This window comes from Sphingomonas sp. A2-49 (assembly GCF_025548555.1).
Taxonomy (GTDB): domain Bacteria; phylum Pseudomonadota; class Alphaproteobacteria; order Sphingomonadales; family Sphingomonadaceae; genus Sphingomonas.
Window position 1 is genome coordinate 165057 of the sequence record NZ_JAJLPA010000002.1, and the last position, 16770, is coordinate 181826.

The following is a 16770-nucleotide window of genomic DNA, read 5'->3' on the forward strand; positions in this document are numbered from 1 at the left end:
GTGTTCAGGGTTCATGGCTGCCGCGCCTCGCCATTGGCGAGGGTGGCTGGCGTTGTCAGACGCTGCAATCTCGCTTCTGCATCGTGGTAGGCGGCAAGCGCATCGACATATGCTTGCCGGGTTTGGGACAGCGTCCGCTCGGCGTCTAGCAGCGCGATTTGGTCGAACTTGCCTTGGGCGTAACCGATACGCGCGATCCTGGCTGCCTCAGCTGCAGCGGTGAGGCCTGGGCCTCCGGTCGCGCGTGCAGTTGCGGCAGCGTTGGCGACCTCGGTTTGCGCACGGGCGATGTCCTGACGGGTATCGAGTGCCACGAGCGAGCGCAGCGCCTGAGCCTGCGTCTGCTCGGCTTGCGACTGACTAACAAAGGCCCGGCCATTGTTGAAGATCGGGATGGGGACACTCACGCCGATCACGGCGGCAGTGTCATTAGTCTCCGCGATACGGCGGGCGCCTGCGCTGATCGTGATGTTGGGAATGCGTGACGCGCGAGCCAGCCGAACCTGCGCATCCGCCGCCCGAACGTCGGCGGTGGCCGCGGCAAAAGCAAGCGTCGCTTCAACCTCGACACGCTGAGCTGGTCCATAGAGACTCGCGACCTGATCGAACCAGGCGCGGTCAAGCGATCCCGTGATCGGGCGACCGATGAGTGCGGCAAGATTGAACCTCGCAGCCTGTGCCTGCCGCCCCGCACTGTCGGCAGCAACCTGTGCGTTGATTCGGAGGACATCAGCGCGTTGCTGCTCGATTGGCGACGCCGCGCCGGCACGTACGCGTTCGCTCGCGATCCGCAACGCATTTGCTGCGATAGCAGACTGCTCCGAAAGCACTTCTGTGCGACGCTCGGCTGCGGCCGCCTCGACATAGAGCTGCGTGATCCGGAGCCGAAGGTCCGCAACGGCGATTGCGGTCTGGATCTCAGCCCGGGTCAGTCGTGCGTTCGCCAGCGCAAGCCGCGCGCTGCGCTTGCCTCCTAGCTCCAGAGGCAGAGCAACTCCAACGCTTGATTCAGCCCTGCGGAGGCCTCGATATTGGCCCGAACCCGCTAGATTTTCGACTTGCAACTGAACTTCGGGGTTGGGCCGCAATCCGGCTATCGTCCGGGCAGCCGTGACCGCCTGAACGCCCGCAGTCGATGCTGCAATCGAGGGCGAAGCGGCGCCGCCCTGAGACAGGGCTGCTTCAAGGCTAAGCACATCTGCCCCGGTCGAAGTCGTCGCACCGGTCGGCGTCGTTGCCCCCCCCGATTGTGATTCCGTTTGCGCCTGCGCGGCCGATGCGCCGGCGAGGCACGCGACCAGCGTTGCATTCAATATGCACGACACTGCGCGCAGCGGAACGATCATCCTGCGCACCCCTATGTTGCCGGCCGAAGTTCCGCCCGCGCGTTGCGGACGATGTCATAGGCTGAATGAAGGAAGAGGAGCGCAATCACGCCTGCGACACCGAGGTCGGGCCACGCGCTACCCGTCCAGGCGACGAGCCCTGCCGCGACGATCACCGCGACGTTGGCGATCGCATCGTTGCGGCTGAACAACCAGATTGCGCGCACATTGGCGTCACCCTCGCGGAAGCGGGACAGCACCAGCGCCGCGCTGACATTCACCGCCAGCGCGACGATGCCGATCATGCCCATCAACTCCGCCTCGGGCAGCGTCGCATTGAACGCTCGCCAAATGGCGAACGCTATAACGCCAAGGCCGAGCGCACCGAGGAAAAGCCCTTGGGTCAAGGCGACGTGCGCCCTGGCGCGCGCTGTCCATGCCAGCGCCAGCAAGCCGAGCAGGCTGATCGAGCCGTCGCCGATGAAATCCAGCGAGTCGGCCTTGAGTGCCTGGCTTTCGGCGATGAAGCCCCCCACCAGCTCGCATAGGCCGAAGCCGAGATTGAGAATCACAACGATGGCAAGCGCACGGCGATAAGCCGGGTCATGCTGGGCGCGTTTCTCATCGCCATGACAGGCGCACGCGTCGGTTCGGATGTCGGTCATCCGGCTTCCCTACAATCTCCAGCTACTGTAGAAGCAAGAGAAATGTGAACCGCTTCAGAAAGGATAATCAGATCGTGATGAAAATTGGTGAGCTGTCGCGCGCGACCGCGACGAAGGTGACGACAATCCGCTTCTACGAGCAAATTGGACTGCTCGCGTCACCGGTGCGAACAGCTTCGGGACGACGTACCTATGCGGCTGATGACGTGGACCGGCTGAACTTCGTTCGTAACGGGCGGAGGCTAGGCTTCACGATCGAGGAAGTCCGCTCGCTTCTCGCGCTCGCCGACCAACCGGAGCGTGACTGCGCGGCCGCGGCGGAAATCGCGGCGCGCCATCTTATCGGTGTGGAGCACCGGCTGCGCCAGCTTTCGGCTTTACGCGAGGAATTAGCCGCCATGAGCGCAAGTGGCTGCTGCGCCCGATCAATGATTGACTGCAAGGTCATTCAGGCAATAGCCCGACCGGCTAAATAGCTCCCGCGTTATTCGCCGCGGACCATGGGTGATGCCAATGTAACGATTAATTTATGCTCTTGACCAGACTGGAGTCGTTTTGTCGCCATCAGCACTAAGAACTATTGGTGCGCGCTTCCTAAAACGATAATGATCTCTGAACTAGCTCGGTCGGGATCTCGATTTATTAGCCAGGCGAAAGGAATAGGATAGATTTGGCTGCTCTCCAGCCAAGGGTGCTAGCAACAAGCTGCAAGATCTTCCGGAAGAGGGATCGGTACGCGACAGTTCGGACGCGGACGCCGAGCCACTGGCAATTTAGCTCTAAGCGAGGTGATATGACAATGACAGATTCTCAAGATGTCCAAGCTGGGTTGCCGCAATGGCGCTTCAAGATTGAAGGTCTCGATTGCCAGAACGAGGTCCGAACGCTGCGCGATGCGGTGGGTCCACTGATTGGTGAGGGAACCAACCTCGCCTTTGATACTGCTGACGGCTTTATGACGGTCGAGTCTGGCGGGTCGATCGATATTGCCGCCATCGAGCAAGCAGTCGCCACGACCGGCATGCGTGCGCACCTGACTCCGGAACTGGCATCTCGATCGGCGGATGGTCCTTGGCTCTTTCAGATCGAAGGGCTGGACTGCGCGAATGAGGTCGCGAAGCTTAAACGCGAGATCGGCTCGCTGGTTGGAGGCGACACGTTCCTGTTCTTCGACACCACGCAGGGTCGCATGACCGTCGCGCGCCAAGCGCGCGCAACGGTCGATGATATACTCGATCGTCTGATGTCGGCAGGCTTGCGAGGCACTATCCTCGGCGATCCCATGGTTGCTGCGTTGCTCTTTCGAATTCCAGAACTGCAAGCGCGGGACCAAGTCGCCGCACTGACCAAGGAGCTTGCGCCGCTTGTCGGCGAGGGCGCGCTCGCGTTTGACACCGAGACAGGCGCGCTGACCGTCCTGCCCAACGGCGCGGATCGAGCAGCCATCACGACGGCCATTGGCAACACCGGATTGCAGGCTTCATCAAAGAGCGAACCTTCGCAAGCGACACCGTCACCGGCTTTGCACGCCCAACCGTCTGAAGTCTGCGGCTGCGAGCCGAGCGGGGCGGAGGCACTCTCGCCTCCCGTTCCAACACACATCGTCGGCGGAATGGTCTTTCGCATCCACGGCATGGATTGCGCCGACGAGATCGCGGCGTTGAAACGGGAAGTCGGTCCGATCGTAGGCGAGGAAGCCTTGTCCTTCGACCTGTTGAATGGCCGCATGGCAATCGGCCGAGCGCCCGATACAGAACTCGAAGCGCGGATCGAGAAAGCCGTCCAGCGCGCCGGTCTGCGCGCTGAGCCGTGGATCGAGGGCAGCACCAGCGACGCTTCGGTGGCCGACGACCGTCGGCGGCGACTTCAGACCTGGCTGACTAGCGCCAGCGGGGTCTTTTCAGCACTCGGCTTCGCGGCGCACGCATGGCTGGTTGGCGGCATCGTCGCGGCCTTCGAGGCGGGCGAGGCCGCCGCCGGATCGACACCGCTCATCAGCAAAATACTCTACACCCTCGCGATTTTGGCGGCTGTCCGCTACGTCGCGCCGAAGGCGTGGCTGTCGGCCAGACGGTTGCGTCCGGACATGAACCTGCTGATGATGATCGCGGTTGCGGGCGCGATCGGCATTGGAGCCTGGTTCGAAGCAGCGACAGTGTCCTTCTTCTTTGCGCTCGCGCTGGCGCTCGAAGCATGGAGCCTTGGCCGAGCACGACGCGCGGTCGCCGCGTTGATGGAGCTCGCGCCGCTAACAGCCCGCGTTCGGCACGAGGACGGAAGCGAACACGATGTGCCCGCCGGCGAGGTCGCAATGGGCGCGCACCTCGTCATACGGCCCGGAGAAAAGGTTCCGCTTGATGGAATCGTCTCAACCGGCGAAAGTGAGGTCAACCAGGCGCCAATCACCGGCGAGAGCGTTCCGGTCGCGAAGACCATCGGCGCGGAAGTGTTCGCGGGAACGATCAATGGGGAGGGAGTTCTCGACGTCCTCACGACAAAGGCTGCGAACGACACGACGCTGGCGCAGATCATTCGGATGGTCGGGTCAGCCCAGAGCCGACGCGCACCGAGCGAGCAATGGGTCGAGAAATTCGCCCGGATATACACGCCCGTCGTCATGGCGCTCGCCCTAGCCGTCTTCTTGGTTCCTCCGCTCGTTTTCGGCAGCGGATGGGAGACTTGGTTCTATCGCGCGCTAGTATTGCTGGTGATTGCTTGTCCCTGTGCGCTCGTCATCTCGACCCCGGTTACGATTGTCGCGGCGCTCGCGGGCGCCGCCAAGCAGGGCGTGCTAATCAAAGGCGGAACTTATCTTGAAACGCCGGCGAGGCTGCAAGCCATCGCCATGGACAAGACCGGCACGCTCACCAGGGGCGAACCTCAGGTCGTCGAGTTCCTGCCCTTCGACGGCCGCAGCGTGGCGGAGCTGCTAGGATTGGCGGCCGCGCTCGAAGCGCGGAGCGAACATCCGATTGCTCGCGCCATCCTTGCCAAGGCGACCGAGCAGGCGCTCACCTTTGTGCCCGCCGACGAGCTCAGGGCGATCATGGGTCGTGGAGTTACCGGCCTGGTCGACGGTCGCGACGCCTGGCTCGGCTCGCGCCGCTTTCTCGACGAGCGGACCGGCGGCGCTCAGGCGGCACTGGATCACGCCGACCGGCTGGCGAGTGCGGGGCGCACAATCGTCGCCGTCGGCCTCGATGACAAGGTACATGGTCTGATCGCGGTCGCCGACACGGTCAGGCCGGAAGCCAAGAGCATCGTGACGGCACTCCATCGCGCCGGCGTCAAGCATGTGGTGATGCTCACAGGCGACAATCTGGCAACGGCGCAGGCGATCGCGATGCAGACCGGCATCGACGAGGTTAAAGCGGAATTGTTGCCCGGTGACAAAGTTGGTGCCGTCGAGGATCTCGTGCGGCGCTTCGGATCGGTCGCGATGGTCGGCGACGGCGTCAATGACGCGCCAGCCATGGGCCGCGCAAACCTTGGCATCGCAATGGGCGCCATGGGCAGCGACGCGGCGATCGAGACCGCGGACATCGCGCTTATGTCGGACGACCTCTCCAAGCTGCCCTGGCTGATCCGGCATTCGCGGGCGACGCTTGCTGTCGTAAGGCAAAACGTCGGTTTCTCGCTGGCGGTGAAGCTGCTCTTTTTGGCTCTGACGCTAATCGGCGTTGCATCGTTATGGGGTGCAATCGCCGCGGATGTCGGGGCCTCGCTGCTCGTGGTCCTGAACGGTCTCAGACTACTTCACAGAGGGCAGGGGCCGACCTTGCCAATATCTCCGACCGGCCTTCTCAAGCCTGCTTGATCAACTTTCACCCGACCAGTGATATTTTGGGCTTGAAGCAAATTCTTAGAGGCCGCCTGTGCGCAACTCCGACGAAGACCATGAACGCGATCCGTCGGACGCTCTTGTCACGCTCTTGTCACGCTCTTTCGCTCGATAGGTATATTGTTGGGTCCGGCGCCAGCGGCTGCAGTCGGTACCGAGCTCAAAATATCCCGAAGAGAAGGTTGGGCACGCCTCAGTGGTTCTCGACGTCGTGGCGGCGTACATCATCGGGCATGATATTCAGATCGACTCTGGTATCGGAACACGTGCAGCTGGCACAAAGCATCCTTATCCCTTCCTTGCGGCGGGCTCCTCGAAGTGCTTCTAATCGCTCGACCCGTTACAAGGCGTCTCGTATGTAGTTCGGGGCTTGATCCTCTAGTAGCTGCAGCATGTAACTAGAGCTCAACCCTCTCTGCAAATCGGTGAGAATCGATTGGAAATTTGGTGGAAAACAGAACTGAAATGGAGACTAGCCGGTGCATCGCTCGGCGCTCGGCACTTAAGTATATCGGTGCTGGTCTCATCGTAACGAGCAATCCGCCTCCGCTGTGGGCGGCAAGGACCGAGAGCCGCGAGTCTTGGGCTGGCTTTGCCACGCCCCCAATCTGGCGTCCCCTGGAGGTCGGGACCGGCGACCTGCTGATCGTGCCGGCCAAGATGTCCGGCGTAGCGATCGAGGCGGTGCTCGACAGCGGGAGCGGCGCGTCCATCATCAGCAAGCCGCTTGCTGCAAAGCTCGGAATGTCGAACCTGGAGCCGCGACGGATCAACGGCCTGAGCGGCAAGGCTCCAGTCGGACTGGTCCGCAATGTCGAAGTTGTGCTTGGCGGACAAGCGCGTGTCCTGCCTTTTGCGGTTGTAGCCGATCTCGGGGCGATTTCCGCCGCGTTCGGACGCCCTGTCGATATGTTGCTCGGGGCGGATGTTCTTGCCGGTGGCTGCGTGGCGCTCGATTTCGCAACGCGACGGTTCGCATTCGAGAAGCCCGCCAGCTTCGTGGCGGGACCGGAATGGACGGCACTTCCGCTCGGGCACGGTGCCAAACAGGAATTGTTCGTGCTCGCGTCCATCGCCGGTCTCGACCCGGTGCCGCTGATGCTCGATTTTGGGAGTTCGTCGGCGCTGATCCTCTCCTCCTCCTATATCGAGGCTCACTCCCTTCTTGCGGGCAAGACCGTCTCTACCGCCGCCCTTGGCGGGGTCGAGGGGGTGCAAATCGTCAAGCCGTTTACCGCCGACAAGGTAAGCCTGGGCGCGCTCTCGATCGCCGCGGTTCCGGCGCTTGCACTTGATCGTTGGACCTCTGCAAGCACACTGGGCAATATCGGTCTGCCGCTCCTGGGCCAATTCGACATCGTGCTCGATGTTTCGCAAGGGTGGTTGTGGCTACGGTCCGCACCGCCTCGGGCACGATTGCCAATGTTGAAGGATCGAAGCGGCCTGGGTCTCGCCGCCTCCGCAACTGAACTGACCGTCGTACATGTGGCATCCGGCAGTCCCGCGGCTCAAGCGGGCTGGGGTGTTGGCGAGCACGTCGTAGCCGTGAACGGTCGTCCCATCGACGGCTCCTATACGCGGGGACTGCTTTGGCAGTGGCGCTACGGCCAAGCAGGAACTCGGGTGACGCTCAAGCTCGCGGACGGGACGACGCGGGTGCTCAAGCTCGCCGACTATTACTGAGAAGTCAGTCTGCGGCCACGGATTTAGCAGATGCTAATGCGAGCGGGTCGCAAATCGCTTGACCCTCTACCTGCTAGAGGTTGTAGGACGATCGTATGTTCTCGTTCTACCCAAGCCCTGCCGCGAGTCCCTGCGCACGCGCGCAGGCTATGATCCGCCGTCCGATGATGCGCCTTTTGGCACACGCACTAGCTATTTTGCTCGGCGTCTTAGCCCCGGCCACCCTCCGGGCCGAGCCGGCCGCCAATCCCAACGATGTGCAAACCGCATGGCGACTGCTCGACTATCTGGCGGTCGATTATGGCGGCGCGGTGGAGGGCGGCCGGATCAAGAACACCACCGAATATGCCGAGATGACGGAATTCGCGCACTCCGTATCGTCGCGGCTCGCCACGCTCCCGCCCAAGACTCAGCGTTCAGCGCTGCTCGCCGGCGCGGCGCGCCTGCAAGGCGTGATTGCCCGCAAGGGCACGCCGCAAGAGGTTGCGGCGCTTGCGCACGGGTTGGCGGTCGATCTGCTCCAAGCCTATCCCGTGCCGCTCGCGCCTGCTTCCCCTCCTGACTTTGCGCGGGGTGCGGCCCTGTTCGGATCGACCTGCGCTGCGTGCCACGGTGCGACAGGGAACGGGCATGGGCCGGACGCGGCGAAACTCACCACGCCGCCAATTGCGTTCACGGACGCCGAGCGCGCGCGCCAGCGGAGCGTGTTCGCGCTCTATCAGGCCATCACTCAAGGCATCGACGGAACGGCGATGCAGAGCTTCTCCGATCTGCCAAACCAGGACCGCTGGGCGCTCGCATTTCGCGCCGGCAGCTTTGCTGTGACTGACGAACAGGCGCGCGAAGGTGAGCGGCTGTGGAAGGCCGACCCTTCACTCCACAAGCGGGTGCCGGACCTGAAGACGCTCGTCGGGCTCACCCCCGCCGAGCTGGCGGATAGCATCGGCGAGAAGCGCGCGCTGGCTGTCATGGGTTTTCTGCGCCGTCACCCGGAAGCTGTGGTCGAACAAAGGCCGGCGTCGCTATCGCTCGTCCGCCAAAAACTCGCGGCAAGCGTAGATGCCGCCCGCAAAGGTGATCCCCGTGCCGCCAAGGAACTGGCGCTGTCGGCCTATCTCGACGGTTTTGAAGCGATTGAGCCAACGCTAGGGGCACGCGACGCGACGCTGCTCACCCGGATCGAAGGCGCGATGGGAGAGTATCGCGCCGCCGTAGATCAAGGTGCGGCGCTTGATGATCTGGAGAACCGCGCCCTCGTGCTGAACGGGTTGTTTGACGATGCCGAGGCGGCGTTGGCCCCCGGCGCATCCAGCGCCGCCTCGACGTTCCTCGGCGCGTTCACGATCCTGCTGCGCGAGGGTCTGGAAGCTCTGCTCATCGTGGTCGCCATGATCGCGTTCCTCCGCAAGGCGGAGCGGTCTGAAGTCCTGCCCTATGTGCATGGGGGTTGGGCCGCGGCGATCGTCGCGGGCCTGCTGACCTGGGTGGTCGCCACCTACGCGATCGGAATCAGCGGCGCGAGTCGGGAGCTGACGGAAGGGTTCGGATCGCTGTTCGCGGCCGTGGTCCTGCTCTCGGTCGGAATCTGGATGCACGGCAAGGCGCAGGCCGATCAGTGGCAACGCTATATCCGGGCGAAAATGACGCACGCGCTGTCGGGGCGTTCGGCTTGGTTCCTGTTCGGACTCGCGTTCCTAGTGGTCTATCGTGAGGTGTTCGAGACGATCCTGTTCTATGCGGCGCTGTGGACCCAAGGGAGTGGCGGCGCGCTTTTGGCTGGTGCCGGGGTGGCCGTCGCGATGCTCGGCGTGATCGCCCGGGCGATGCTGCGCTACAGCCGACAACTCCCGATCGCCAAAGTGTTCGCTTATAGCTCGTGGCTGATGGCGGGCCTGACCGTCGTACTCGCCGGTAAGGGAGTCGCGGCGTTACAAGAAGCGGACATCGTTGCCATTTCCCCGATCGCAGACCTACCCCGCCTTTCGATGCTGGGCCTGTTTCCGACCTGGCAGTCCATCGCCGCCCAGCTTTTGATGGCGGTAGCAATCGTCGTGGGCTTCTCACTCAACCGACTTAAGGGATTGCGCCCCCTTAACCCCGCGCCTGCTGAATGACGTTAGCGACCGCTCTATGTTGATTGAACGACCAATAAAGGCGCGTATCCGATGACGGCTGCGTGCTCCTCTGGCGCGGATACCAGCTTCGTGTCGCTTGGCTACATCAAGGTGGCGTGGCTGGGAGTGGTCCAAGGAATAACCGAACTCCTCCCGATTTCCTCAACCGCTCACATGCGGATCGTGCCGGCACTGTTGGGCTGGCACGATCCTGGCACCGCCTTCTCGGCGGCGATGCAGCTTGCAGCGCTAGTGGCCGTGATCAGCTACTTCCGGCAGGACGTCGCCCGGCTGGCAACCGGCTCTGTCTCCGCGATCATGCAGCGAAAATTCCACGATGCAGAACTCCGGCTGTCTCTCTGGATTGGACTTGGCACGCTCCCGATCCTGTTTGCCGGAGCTGCGCTTAGCCCTGTCCTCAATCGATGTGCGTCGCCGCTTCGAAGTCTTACCGTAATCGGCTGGGCCTGCATCGGAATGGCGTGCGTGATGGCGCTGGCGGAGATCAGCGCTCGGCATCGCCGTACGGTCGAGAATGCGTCCCTTAGAGACGCGTTTTTGGTTGGTCTTGCTCAGGTTGGCGCCCTGATCCCTGGTGTTTCGCGGTCTGGTTCGACCTTGAGTGCTGCGTTGGCGCTGGGATTTAAGCGTGAGGAAGCCGCGCGCTTCTCCTTTTTGCTCGGCATTCCAGCGATCGCCCTTGCCGGACTTAAGGAGCTGTGGGAACTTCATCGCGCAGGGCTCGACGTGCATGGCTGGTCAGTGCTGGCCGTTGGCCTGCTCACCGCCTCGATTGCCGCCTTCGCTGCAATTTGGGCATTGATGAGCGTTCTCGAGCGATTCTCGGCCTGGCCTTTTGTGATATATCGCGGCGTCCTGGGTATCTTTCTGCTTGTCATGATAGCACGAGGATCCCTGGGCTGACGCGATCGGCCTAGGTGTTGACGCGCCAATCTGGGGTCAGCCGGGAGCGATTTATCAGTTTGCAAGCAGATCGTACGCGACGGAGTAGGAAAAGCTTGTAGCTTGCCTGACGCTGCTTCGATAAGCTGGTGTACTCGATTGACTGCGGTGCGGGCGAGGGTACTCGATCACAACGCGGGGTCTTATAAGCTTGAGCTGCAGCTTTGCGGCACACCTCCATCAATCCGCCACTGGCGGTCAACATTCTGTCCCCATCGATAAGCCTGTCCGCTTACGCCGTTTCGTGATTATCAGATGCGAGCGCTGACGAACTCCTGAGGCCGACCACGTCGTAAACAGATCATCCGGAAAATGCCTGACATGTTTGTATCCACCACTCCTGACCCTGTCGGCGCACAGCGGATGAGTGCGGCCGAAACGGCGAAGCTGACGGCCCGTGTAACCTGGCTGTCAGTGTCAGTCGGTCTGTCGCTGGCATTGCTGAAGGCAGCCGTGTGGTGGCGTAGTGGTTCGGTTTCGTTGCTGGCCTCGGCGGCAGACTCGGGCCTTGATTTCGTGGCTGCGCTAGGCACATTCTGGGCGGTACGCGTCGCCGTTCTGCCCGCTGACGCCGAACATCGCTACGGGCACGGGAAAGCGGAAGCATTCGCCAGTCTGCTGCAGGCTGGATTAGTGTTCGCCTCTGCGGCGCTAATTGCGCGCGAAGCGATCACGCATCTTCTGCGCCCCCAGCCCGTACAGGACCAGGGCGGCGCTATCATCGTCATGATAGTGTCCGTGGCCGCCACCCTCGCTTTGGTGCGCGCCCAAGCCTCAGTGATCGCACAAACGCGCTCCGTTGCCATCAAGGGCGACCGCGCTCACTATGTTGCGGACCTGGTATCGAACGCTGCGGCGATCGTCGGTATCGGGCTTGCGCGACTCTCTGGCGAAGCAAGGTGGGACGCGCTGGCCGGCGTGCTGGTCGCCGGGTGGCTAATCAAGGGCGCGATCAACGTGTTGCGCGAAGCGTCGAACGAGCTGCTCGATCGCGAGGTCGACGAAGCCGATCGACATCAGATCCTTAAGCTGGCGCTGGACGATCAGCAGGTTCTAGGCGTCCATCAGTTTCGAACCCGCGCCTCAGGGCCGTTCCTCCATATTCAGATGCACATGGAGTTGGAACCTGATCAGTCCCTTGCCGCTGCCCATGAAATTGTTGAGGCCGCAGAGCATCGCATTCTAGCTGCTTTCCCCAGCGCCGACCTTGTCATTCACGCAGACCCTTTCGGTTTATCAGAGCACCACGATCGGGATTTCGACGGGTTGTCGGTGGGAAGATATGCCAAGAACTTTCGCAACTCCGTCTAGCTCGGATTGCCAAAGCCGCGAGCGTTTCCCGCTGAATTATCGTAAAGTCGTTCTCTTCTAACCACGTTCATTTCGCATATATACCTGAGACCTACGTTCAACGACGCTGCGTTCACCAAACATCGCAACATCACGCTCGTTTCTGGCCTTTGCCATCAAGCTTACGTTGACTTATATGGACTTGTGACCGTCAGAAACAATCTAGGGGTTGCAAGCACGCTTTTTCATGCCTCGGACCGGCGTTCTCCATCGACCGCTACCCGACATCTTCAGTCGGCCGAGCGGTTTCACGTGCCGGCACACGCTCGGGCCAATTTCAGCGCGGCCGCGCGAGCACCAGCAAATGACAAAGGCCGGGTGCGGACGCTCTGCCATAACGGCGTCATGGTTGTTCTTTAAGCGGTTGCTAGGAGGACCGACGATGCGCTCGATAAGCCCAGTATTCGATGACGTCGTGATCGAGCGCATGGCAAGCGACCGCGCCCCGACTATTCAGGAGCCGATCCATGTGGCGGAGCGTATCTGGGCAGAAGGCGCTGCCGATTGATCGGCGTTTCGTTGCGGCTGCCTCGCGCCAACCGATCCCGGTAAGTTGATGTCGCTCCGCGCCGCTCAAGTGGCACTGCTAGGATCCAAACTGGTCGACAGCCATGGACTCTAACAATTATCCGGTGACAGTCGACAGCTTCAACTTCGGCCGTTTAGGTGGGCTCGGTTGGGTCGTTGTAATCCGCAAGCCAGGTTTACGGCCCAGGCCAATTTTCTTTGCCATGGCGCGACGCGCAGCTGAGTACGCTTCCGCCACCATCGGATAATCGGGCTTCAACTTATACCGGCGCCGATACTCTTCCTCGGTCAGACCATACCCGCCCAGATGACGGCGTAAGGTCTTGTACGGCTTGCCATCGATCATCGAAATGATGTGTTCCTTGGACGCCAGCGACTTGCGCACTGACACCGCCGGGGTGAACAGGTCAGATGGAGTTTCCTCGATATCTACCGCGCTTGGCTGACCGATCAGTTGCAGCACGCTATCTCGCATCGTGGCGAGGAACGCCGGCACATCCTCGGCCGAAGCGCGAGTGTTGGGGTTACTCAGCCAAGCGATCGTTAGCTCGGTTGCGAGTTCGATAACGCTTGGACCAGTGTCAAACTCTGTAGTCATGAACGACCCTTTGCGACGGGAAACTTGTCCCTGAAGGCTTTGGCCGGGACGAATACGACCTTGGTCGATGCAGCGATCTCCATAGGCTCGCCAGTGCGTGGATTGCGTCCGGTGCGCGCGTTCGTGCCCTTGCTGGAGAATTTGCCGAACCCCGGCAACGACACTTCTTCACCGCGGGCAACCGCATCGCCGATACTGCCGAACACATGGTCGATCAGCGCGCGCGCCTTGACCGTGCTGAGGTCGCTTTCCGCCCCAACACTTCTCACGAGATCATCCAGCTTCATCAACTCTCTCCATGTCTACGATTCATAACGTCGACGCATCTCAACATCGTTCATTCAGACCAATGCACCGCAAAAAATTACGCACGATTGTGCGCACGAGCGAGCGACTGTGTCGAGCCAGTATGTTCATCCGTCGGCGTCCTCCCTGTTTTCTCATCCGGTGTGAGTTCGAGTTTTCAGGCATTGAAGTTTACCGCGAGGATTGACCATGCCGTGAAGAAGTCGAAATATACGGACGAGGAGTTCGGATTTGCATTGAAGCAGGCGGAGACCGGCGCGCCGGCAGCCGGGACTCTTTGCCGAACTGAGCCTTCGGCGCAAGTGGCCCAGGCGCAACGTCAGCGCCGCCGACCGCGGCAGCTTCCTAAGTGGGCGGCGAAAGAGATGTGGTCGATAGGCCTTTGACAAGCTCAGTTGAGCCGTCGCCTCGGACGTGCTGTTAAATGGCCGTCGTCGCCGTGCGCTGACGGTGGTCGGTACGTTCACACGCGAGGCACTGGCGATCGACGTGACCAGGTCATCGACTGCGAGCAGGTGGTATCGGCAACGACGCGGATTGCGCTGGCGCGCGGTGCGCCCGAGACCATTTAGATGGATAGCGGTCCCGAGCTAATCTCGCAGGCCTTGATCGCTGGGGTCACACTCGTCTTTACTCGGCCGGGCGAGCGCGACGGACAATATGTTCGTGGGGTCATCCAACAATCGTCTGTAGGTCGATTGTCTGAACACGCCTTGGTTCTCTCGCTGAAGGACGCTCGAGCCAAGATCGAGGTCCGCGGGAATATGACGAGGTCCGGTGCACACATCGCTTGGCTGGCTGACGCTGATAGAATATGCAGATGCGGCGGCTAAGATAACCGGCGGATGCACGCCGGATACTCACCCTCGACCTGGATGAAATCCGGAGGACCCTCAACCCCGGCCGGTCTTTGGCTGCCGCCGGATTTAATTCGGGATTTTCGTCAATGCTGGCAGTTATAAGTGCGATGCTGATAACGGGCGCGCCCGTACAGCTTGCCGACGATGGCGCAGGAACGACGTCCCAAGTCTCGTCGACATCCTCCGGCGTTGCCGATCTTTCGCCTGCCGCGCGATCACTACCGTCAGAGCAAGAAACCCCAGTTCCGGTTTCGCCAGAGGCAATGCCGGCCTCGCCGACACAGGCGACCCCTCCGATCGGCGTCTCTCCGGTCAGAATGCCGCCCACCCCGCAAAACGACATCGTCGTTACCGGACGCAAGGAGTCGGCGGGGGATCCCTTGCGCGCGGTTAACGCCGAATCGTTCGCGGTGACCCAGAAGGTCGACAACGCAGTGATCGGGCCGGTCGCGCGGACTTACAAGAAAGCGGTACCCAGTCCGATCCGGCACGGCGTCCATAATTTCCTGTATAATCTGCGCGAACCAATCGTGTTTTTGAACTTCCTGCTGCAAATCAAGCCTGGAAAGGCGGCAGAGACGGTTGGTCGGTTTGCGATCAACTCCACACTCGGCGCAGTTGGCGTGCTTGATATCGCCAAACGAAAACCTTTTCGCCTGCCGCGCCGGTCGAACGGGTTTGCCAACACGCTCGGATATTACGGGGTGAAGAACGGGCCGTTCCTGTTCCTACCGCTGGTCGGGCCGACCACAGTGCGCGACCTGTTTGGTGGAGCAATCGATCGGCTGATTCTGCCAGTGGGAGTAGGCAAGCCGTTTACCAGCGCGACCTACACCGCACCGGCAGGCGTCTTGGGCGCGCTCGATCATCGCTCCGAATTTGATCAGACGCTGAAGGACCTGCACGACAATTCGCCTGATCCATACGCGGCGACGCGGGCTTTTTATCTCAATCGGCGGCAGGCGGAAATCGATCGTCTTCATGGGCGCGGCGAAGGGGATCCGGCGGGGATGTCCGAGCCCCCGCCCAGCGTACGGCCGTTTGTGCCGAAGAATTTGGAGCCGGGCGCAGCGCTGCGTCCAGTCTTACCTGGAATACCGGCTTCTGGAACAACGGTCCCAAGTGAGACGCCTTTGGTTGAGTCGACGGCGACGGAGACCCCTGTCGCGGAGGCCGCAGTCGAGCCCGACAGTCAACCCTAAGCTAAGCGCTAGTCATGTCGCGTGATAGCGCACTGGGTACCGCACCGTCGCGAACGCAGCCATTATCATCTGAATAGGCAGTCAGTGGAGATATGAGGCACATTTGGTCGACGATCATAGCCGTGTTTGGACTAAGCCTTGCCACTGCGCCAGCGCTCGCTCAAAATCAGGACGAGCAGTCATGGATCAAGCTTGACGCTTCAACCAAGCTCTTTGAGGGCGTCGAACTGGTGATCGAGACCAACCAGCGCCTCAGCGACGATCTCGGCGGGCTTTATGAAAGCCAGTATTCCGCCGTAGTCGGCATCGAGATTGCTGAAGGCGTCACGCTGACTGGCGGCGTTAACCGCGTCGTCGCGCTCAGCAACGGCCGGATCAGCAACACCGAGTGGCGTCCGCGACAGCAGATCAGCTTTCCGATCATGATGCTGGGAGGGGGCAAGCTGGCGGGCCGCGTCCGCTTCGAGCAGCGCTTTCTAGGGAATGGCCAAGATGTCGGCCATCGCGTCCGACCTGCGATTTCCTATGCGCTGCCGCTCAGCGAGGCGCTCAGTCTGACATTCGCGCACGAGAGCTACTTTAATTTTAACACGACCGATTTTGGCCAGGATGCAGGCCACGAGCGGATGCGCAATTCGGCGACGTTGTCCTTTCCAATCGCCGAAAGGTTGAAGGCCGAAGTCGGTTATATGAATCAGTACCGCTTCAACGGCGCTAATCGCGACCTGATGGAGCACGCGCTGACCTTGGGGTTTCTGATCAGGCTATAATCTGACTTTTCACCGCGAACACATTCGAGCCTCTCGTGCGAACAATCGTTCGCGCGACAATCGAATTGACCACAGCCGAGGCTGCCAAAACAGCCGGTTTGGCTCAATGGCATTCAAAGCGGTCCCCGACGGCGGGAACGAGCTGGCACCGCGACCCGAACTGCCGCGCCACTGAACACCCCTTCTGGTCAGCACCGCAGGCTTTTTTACAGCGCCAGCTGACAGGAGACTGGCGCGGACGACGACGACGAGCCCGGCCCGGCCGCCGCGCTCATGGCGCTTTCACCCATTCGCCACTGGTTGGCGATGGGAACGCTGACGATAGTCGCAGCCGCCGTCATTCTTGTATCCGCCGAGCCTTTCGCCGAGTCGATGATCGAGGCAGGTCGCCTCTTGGGGTTTGGACAAGTTCTTGCTGATCCAGTAGCTCATGCCGTTCGCGAGCGAAGCGCCCGCCGTCGTCATGGCGGCTCTCTTCGTGCTGCGGAACCGCGCCCAGAACGGGCTCGCGAAGATGTTGTCTGACGAGATCAATCAGTGGACTCTGCTCGCCGGCATGTTGCCG

14 protein-coding genes are annotated in these 16770 nt (G+C 61.5%); 9 read left to right on the forward strand and 5 right to left on the reverse strand.

The annotated features are described in order from the left end of the window. Window positions 1-11: 11 nt before the first annotated feature. Together LPN01_RS04765 and LPN01_RS04770 are read right to left on the reverse strand one after the other, a co-directional pair. Window positions 12-1313 (reverse strand): TolC family protein, encoded by a 1302-nt coding sequence (locus tag LPN01_RS04765; protein WP_316746898.1) that lies wholly within the window; start codon window positions 1311-1313, stop codon window positions 12-14. Window positions 1314-1357: 44 nt separating this feature from the next. Continuing rightward, complete coding sequence (locus LPN01_RS04770; RefSeq protein ID WP_262827215.1) at window positions 1358-1990, reverse strand: cation transporter; 633 nt, start codon at window positions 1988-1990, stop codon at window positions 1358-1360. A gap of 77 nt (window positions 1991-2067) precedes the next feature. On the opposite strand from LPN01_RS04770, the gene LPN01_RS04775 reads away from it, so the two are divergent. The 7 genes from LPN01_RS04775 to LPN01_RS04805 all read left to right on the forward strand — a co-directional run bounded on the left by LPN01_RS04775 (window position 2068) and on the right by LPN01_RS04805 (window position 12449). Then, window positions 2068-2466 carry a MerR family transcriptional regulator gene (locus LPN01_RS04775; RefSeq protein ID WP_262827272.1) on the forward strand — a complete coding sequence of 133 codons (399 nt, stop codon included), beginning with the start codon at window positions 2068-2070 and terminating at the stop codon, window positions 2464-2466. 317 nt (window positions 2467-2783) lie between these two features. Next, a complete protein-coding gene (locus LPN01_RS04780) occupies window positions 2784-5807 on the forward strand; it encodes a heavy metal translocating P-type ATPase (RefSeq protein WP_262827216.1) in 3024 nt (1007 codons plus the stop codon). A gap of 489 nt (window positions 5808-6296) precedes the next feature. Continuing rightward, window positions 6297-7514 (forward strand): aspartyl protease family protein, encoded by a 1218-nt coding sequence (locus LPN01_RS04785; protein ID WP_262827273.1) that lies wholly within the window; start codon window positions 6297-6299, stop codon window positions 7512-7514. A gap of 167 nt (window positions 7515-7681) precedes the next feature. After that, window positions 7682-9628, forward strand: a complete 1947-nt coding sequence (locus LPN01_RS04790) for a cytochrome c/FTR1 family iron permease (protein WP_262827274.1) — start codon at window positions 7682-7684, stop codon at window positions 9626-9628. A gap of 51 nt (window positions 9629-9679) precedes the next feature. Next, the gene (locus LPN01_RS04795; protein WP_262827217.1) at window positions 9680-10552 is read left to right on the forward strand and encodes an undecaprenyl-diphosphate phosphatase; all 873 of its coding nucleotides are present in this window, start codon (window positions 9680-9682) and stop codon (window positions 10550-10552) included. Window positions 10553-10912: 360 nt separating this feature from the next. Next, entirely contained in the window at window positions 10913-11902 is a 990-nt protein-coding gene (locus LPN01_RS04800; protein WP_262827218.1) for a cation diffusion facilitator family transporter, read from the forward strand. 421 nt (window positions 11903-12323) lie between these two features. Continuing rightward, window positions 12324-12449: a hypothetical protein gene (locus tag LPN01_RS04805; protein WP_262827219.1), complete on the forward strand. Its 126-nt coding sequence runs from the start codon at window positions 12324-12326 to the stop codon at window positions 12447-12449. 117 nt (window positions 12450-12566) lie between these two features. On the opposite strand, the gene LPN01_RS04810 is transcribed toward LPN01_RS04805, so the two are convergent. Both LPN01_RS04810 and LPN01_RS04815 read right to left on the reverse strand, forming a co-directional pair. Then, entirely contained in the window at window positions 12567-13067 is a 501-nt protein-coding gene (locus LPN01_RS04810; RefSeq protein ID WP_262827220.1) for a MucR family transcriptional regulator, read from the reverse strand. Beyond that, window positions 13064-13354 carry an HU family DNA-binding protein gene (locus LPN01_RS04815; protein WP_262827221.1) on the reverse strand — a complete coding sequence of 97 codons (291 nt, stop codon included), beginning with the start codon at window positions 13352-13354 and terminating at the stop codon, window positions 13064-13066. The genes LPN01_RS04810 and LPN01_RS04815 overlap by 4 nt, the downstream gene beginning before the upstream one ends. A 965-nt stretch (window positions 13355-14319) precedes the next feature. Between LPN01_RS04815 and LPN01_RS04820 the strand changes: the two genes are divergently transcribed. Together LPN01_RS04820 and LPN01_RS04825 are read left to right on the forward strand one after the other, a co-directional pair. After that, window positions 14320-15435, forward strand: coding sequence for a VacJ family lipoprotein (locus LPN01_RS04820; protein ID WP_262827222.1), 1116 nt, complete (start codon window positions 14320-14322; stop codon window positions 15433-15435). Window positions 15436-15557: 122 nt separating this feature from the next. Continuing rightward, complete coding sequence (locus tag LPN01_RS04825; protein WP_262827223.1) at window positions 15558-16205, forward strand: DUF2490 domain-containing protein; 648 nt, start codon at window positions 15558-15560, stop codon at window positions 16203-16205. A gap of 282 nt (window positions 16206-16487) precedes the next feature. Here the strand turns inward: LPN01_RS04825 and LPN01_RS04830 are convergent, their stop codons facing one another. Continuing rightward, a complete protein-coding gene (locus tag LPN01_RS04830; protein WP_262827224.1) occupies window positions 16488-16670 on the reverse strand; it encodes a hypothetical protein in 183 nt (60 codons plus the stop codon). Window positions 16671-16770 lie beyond the last annotated feature (100 nt).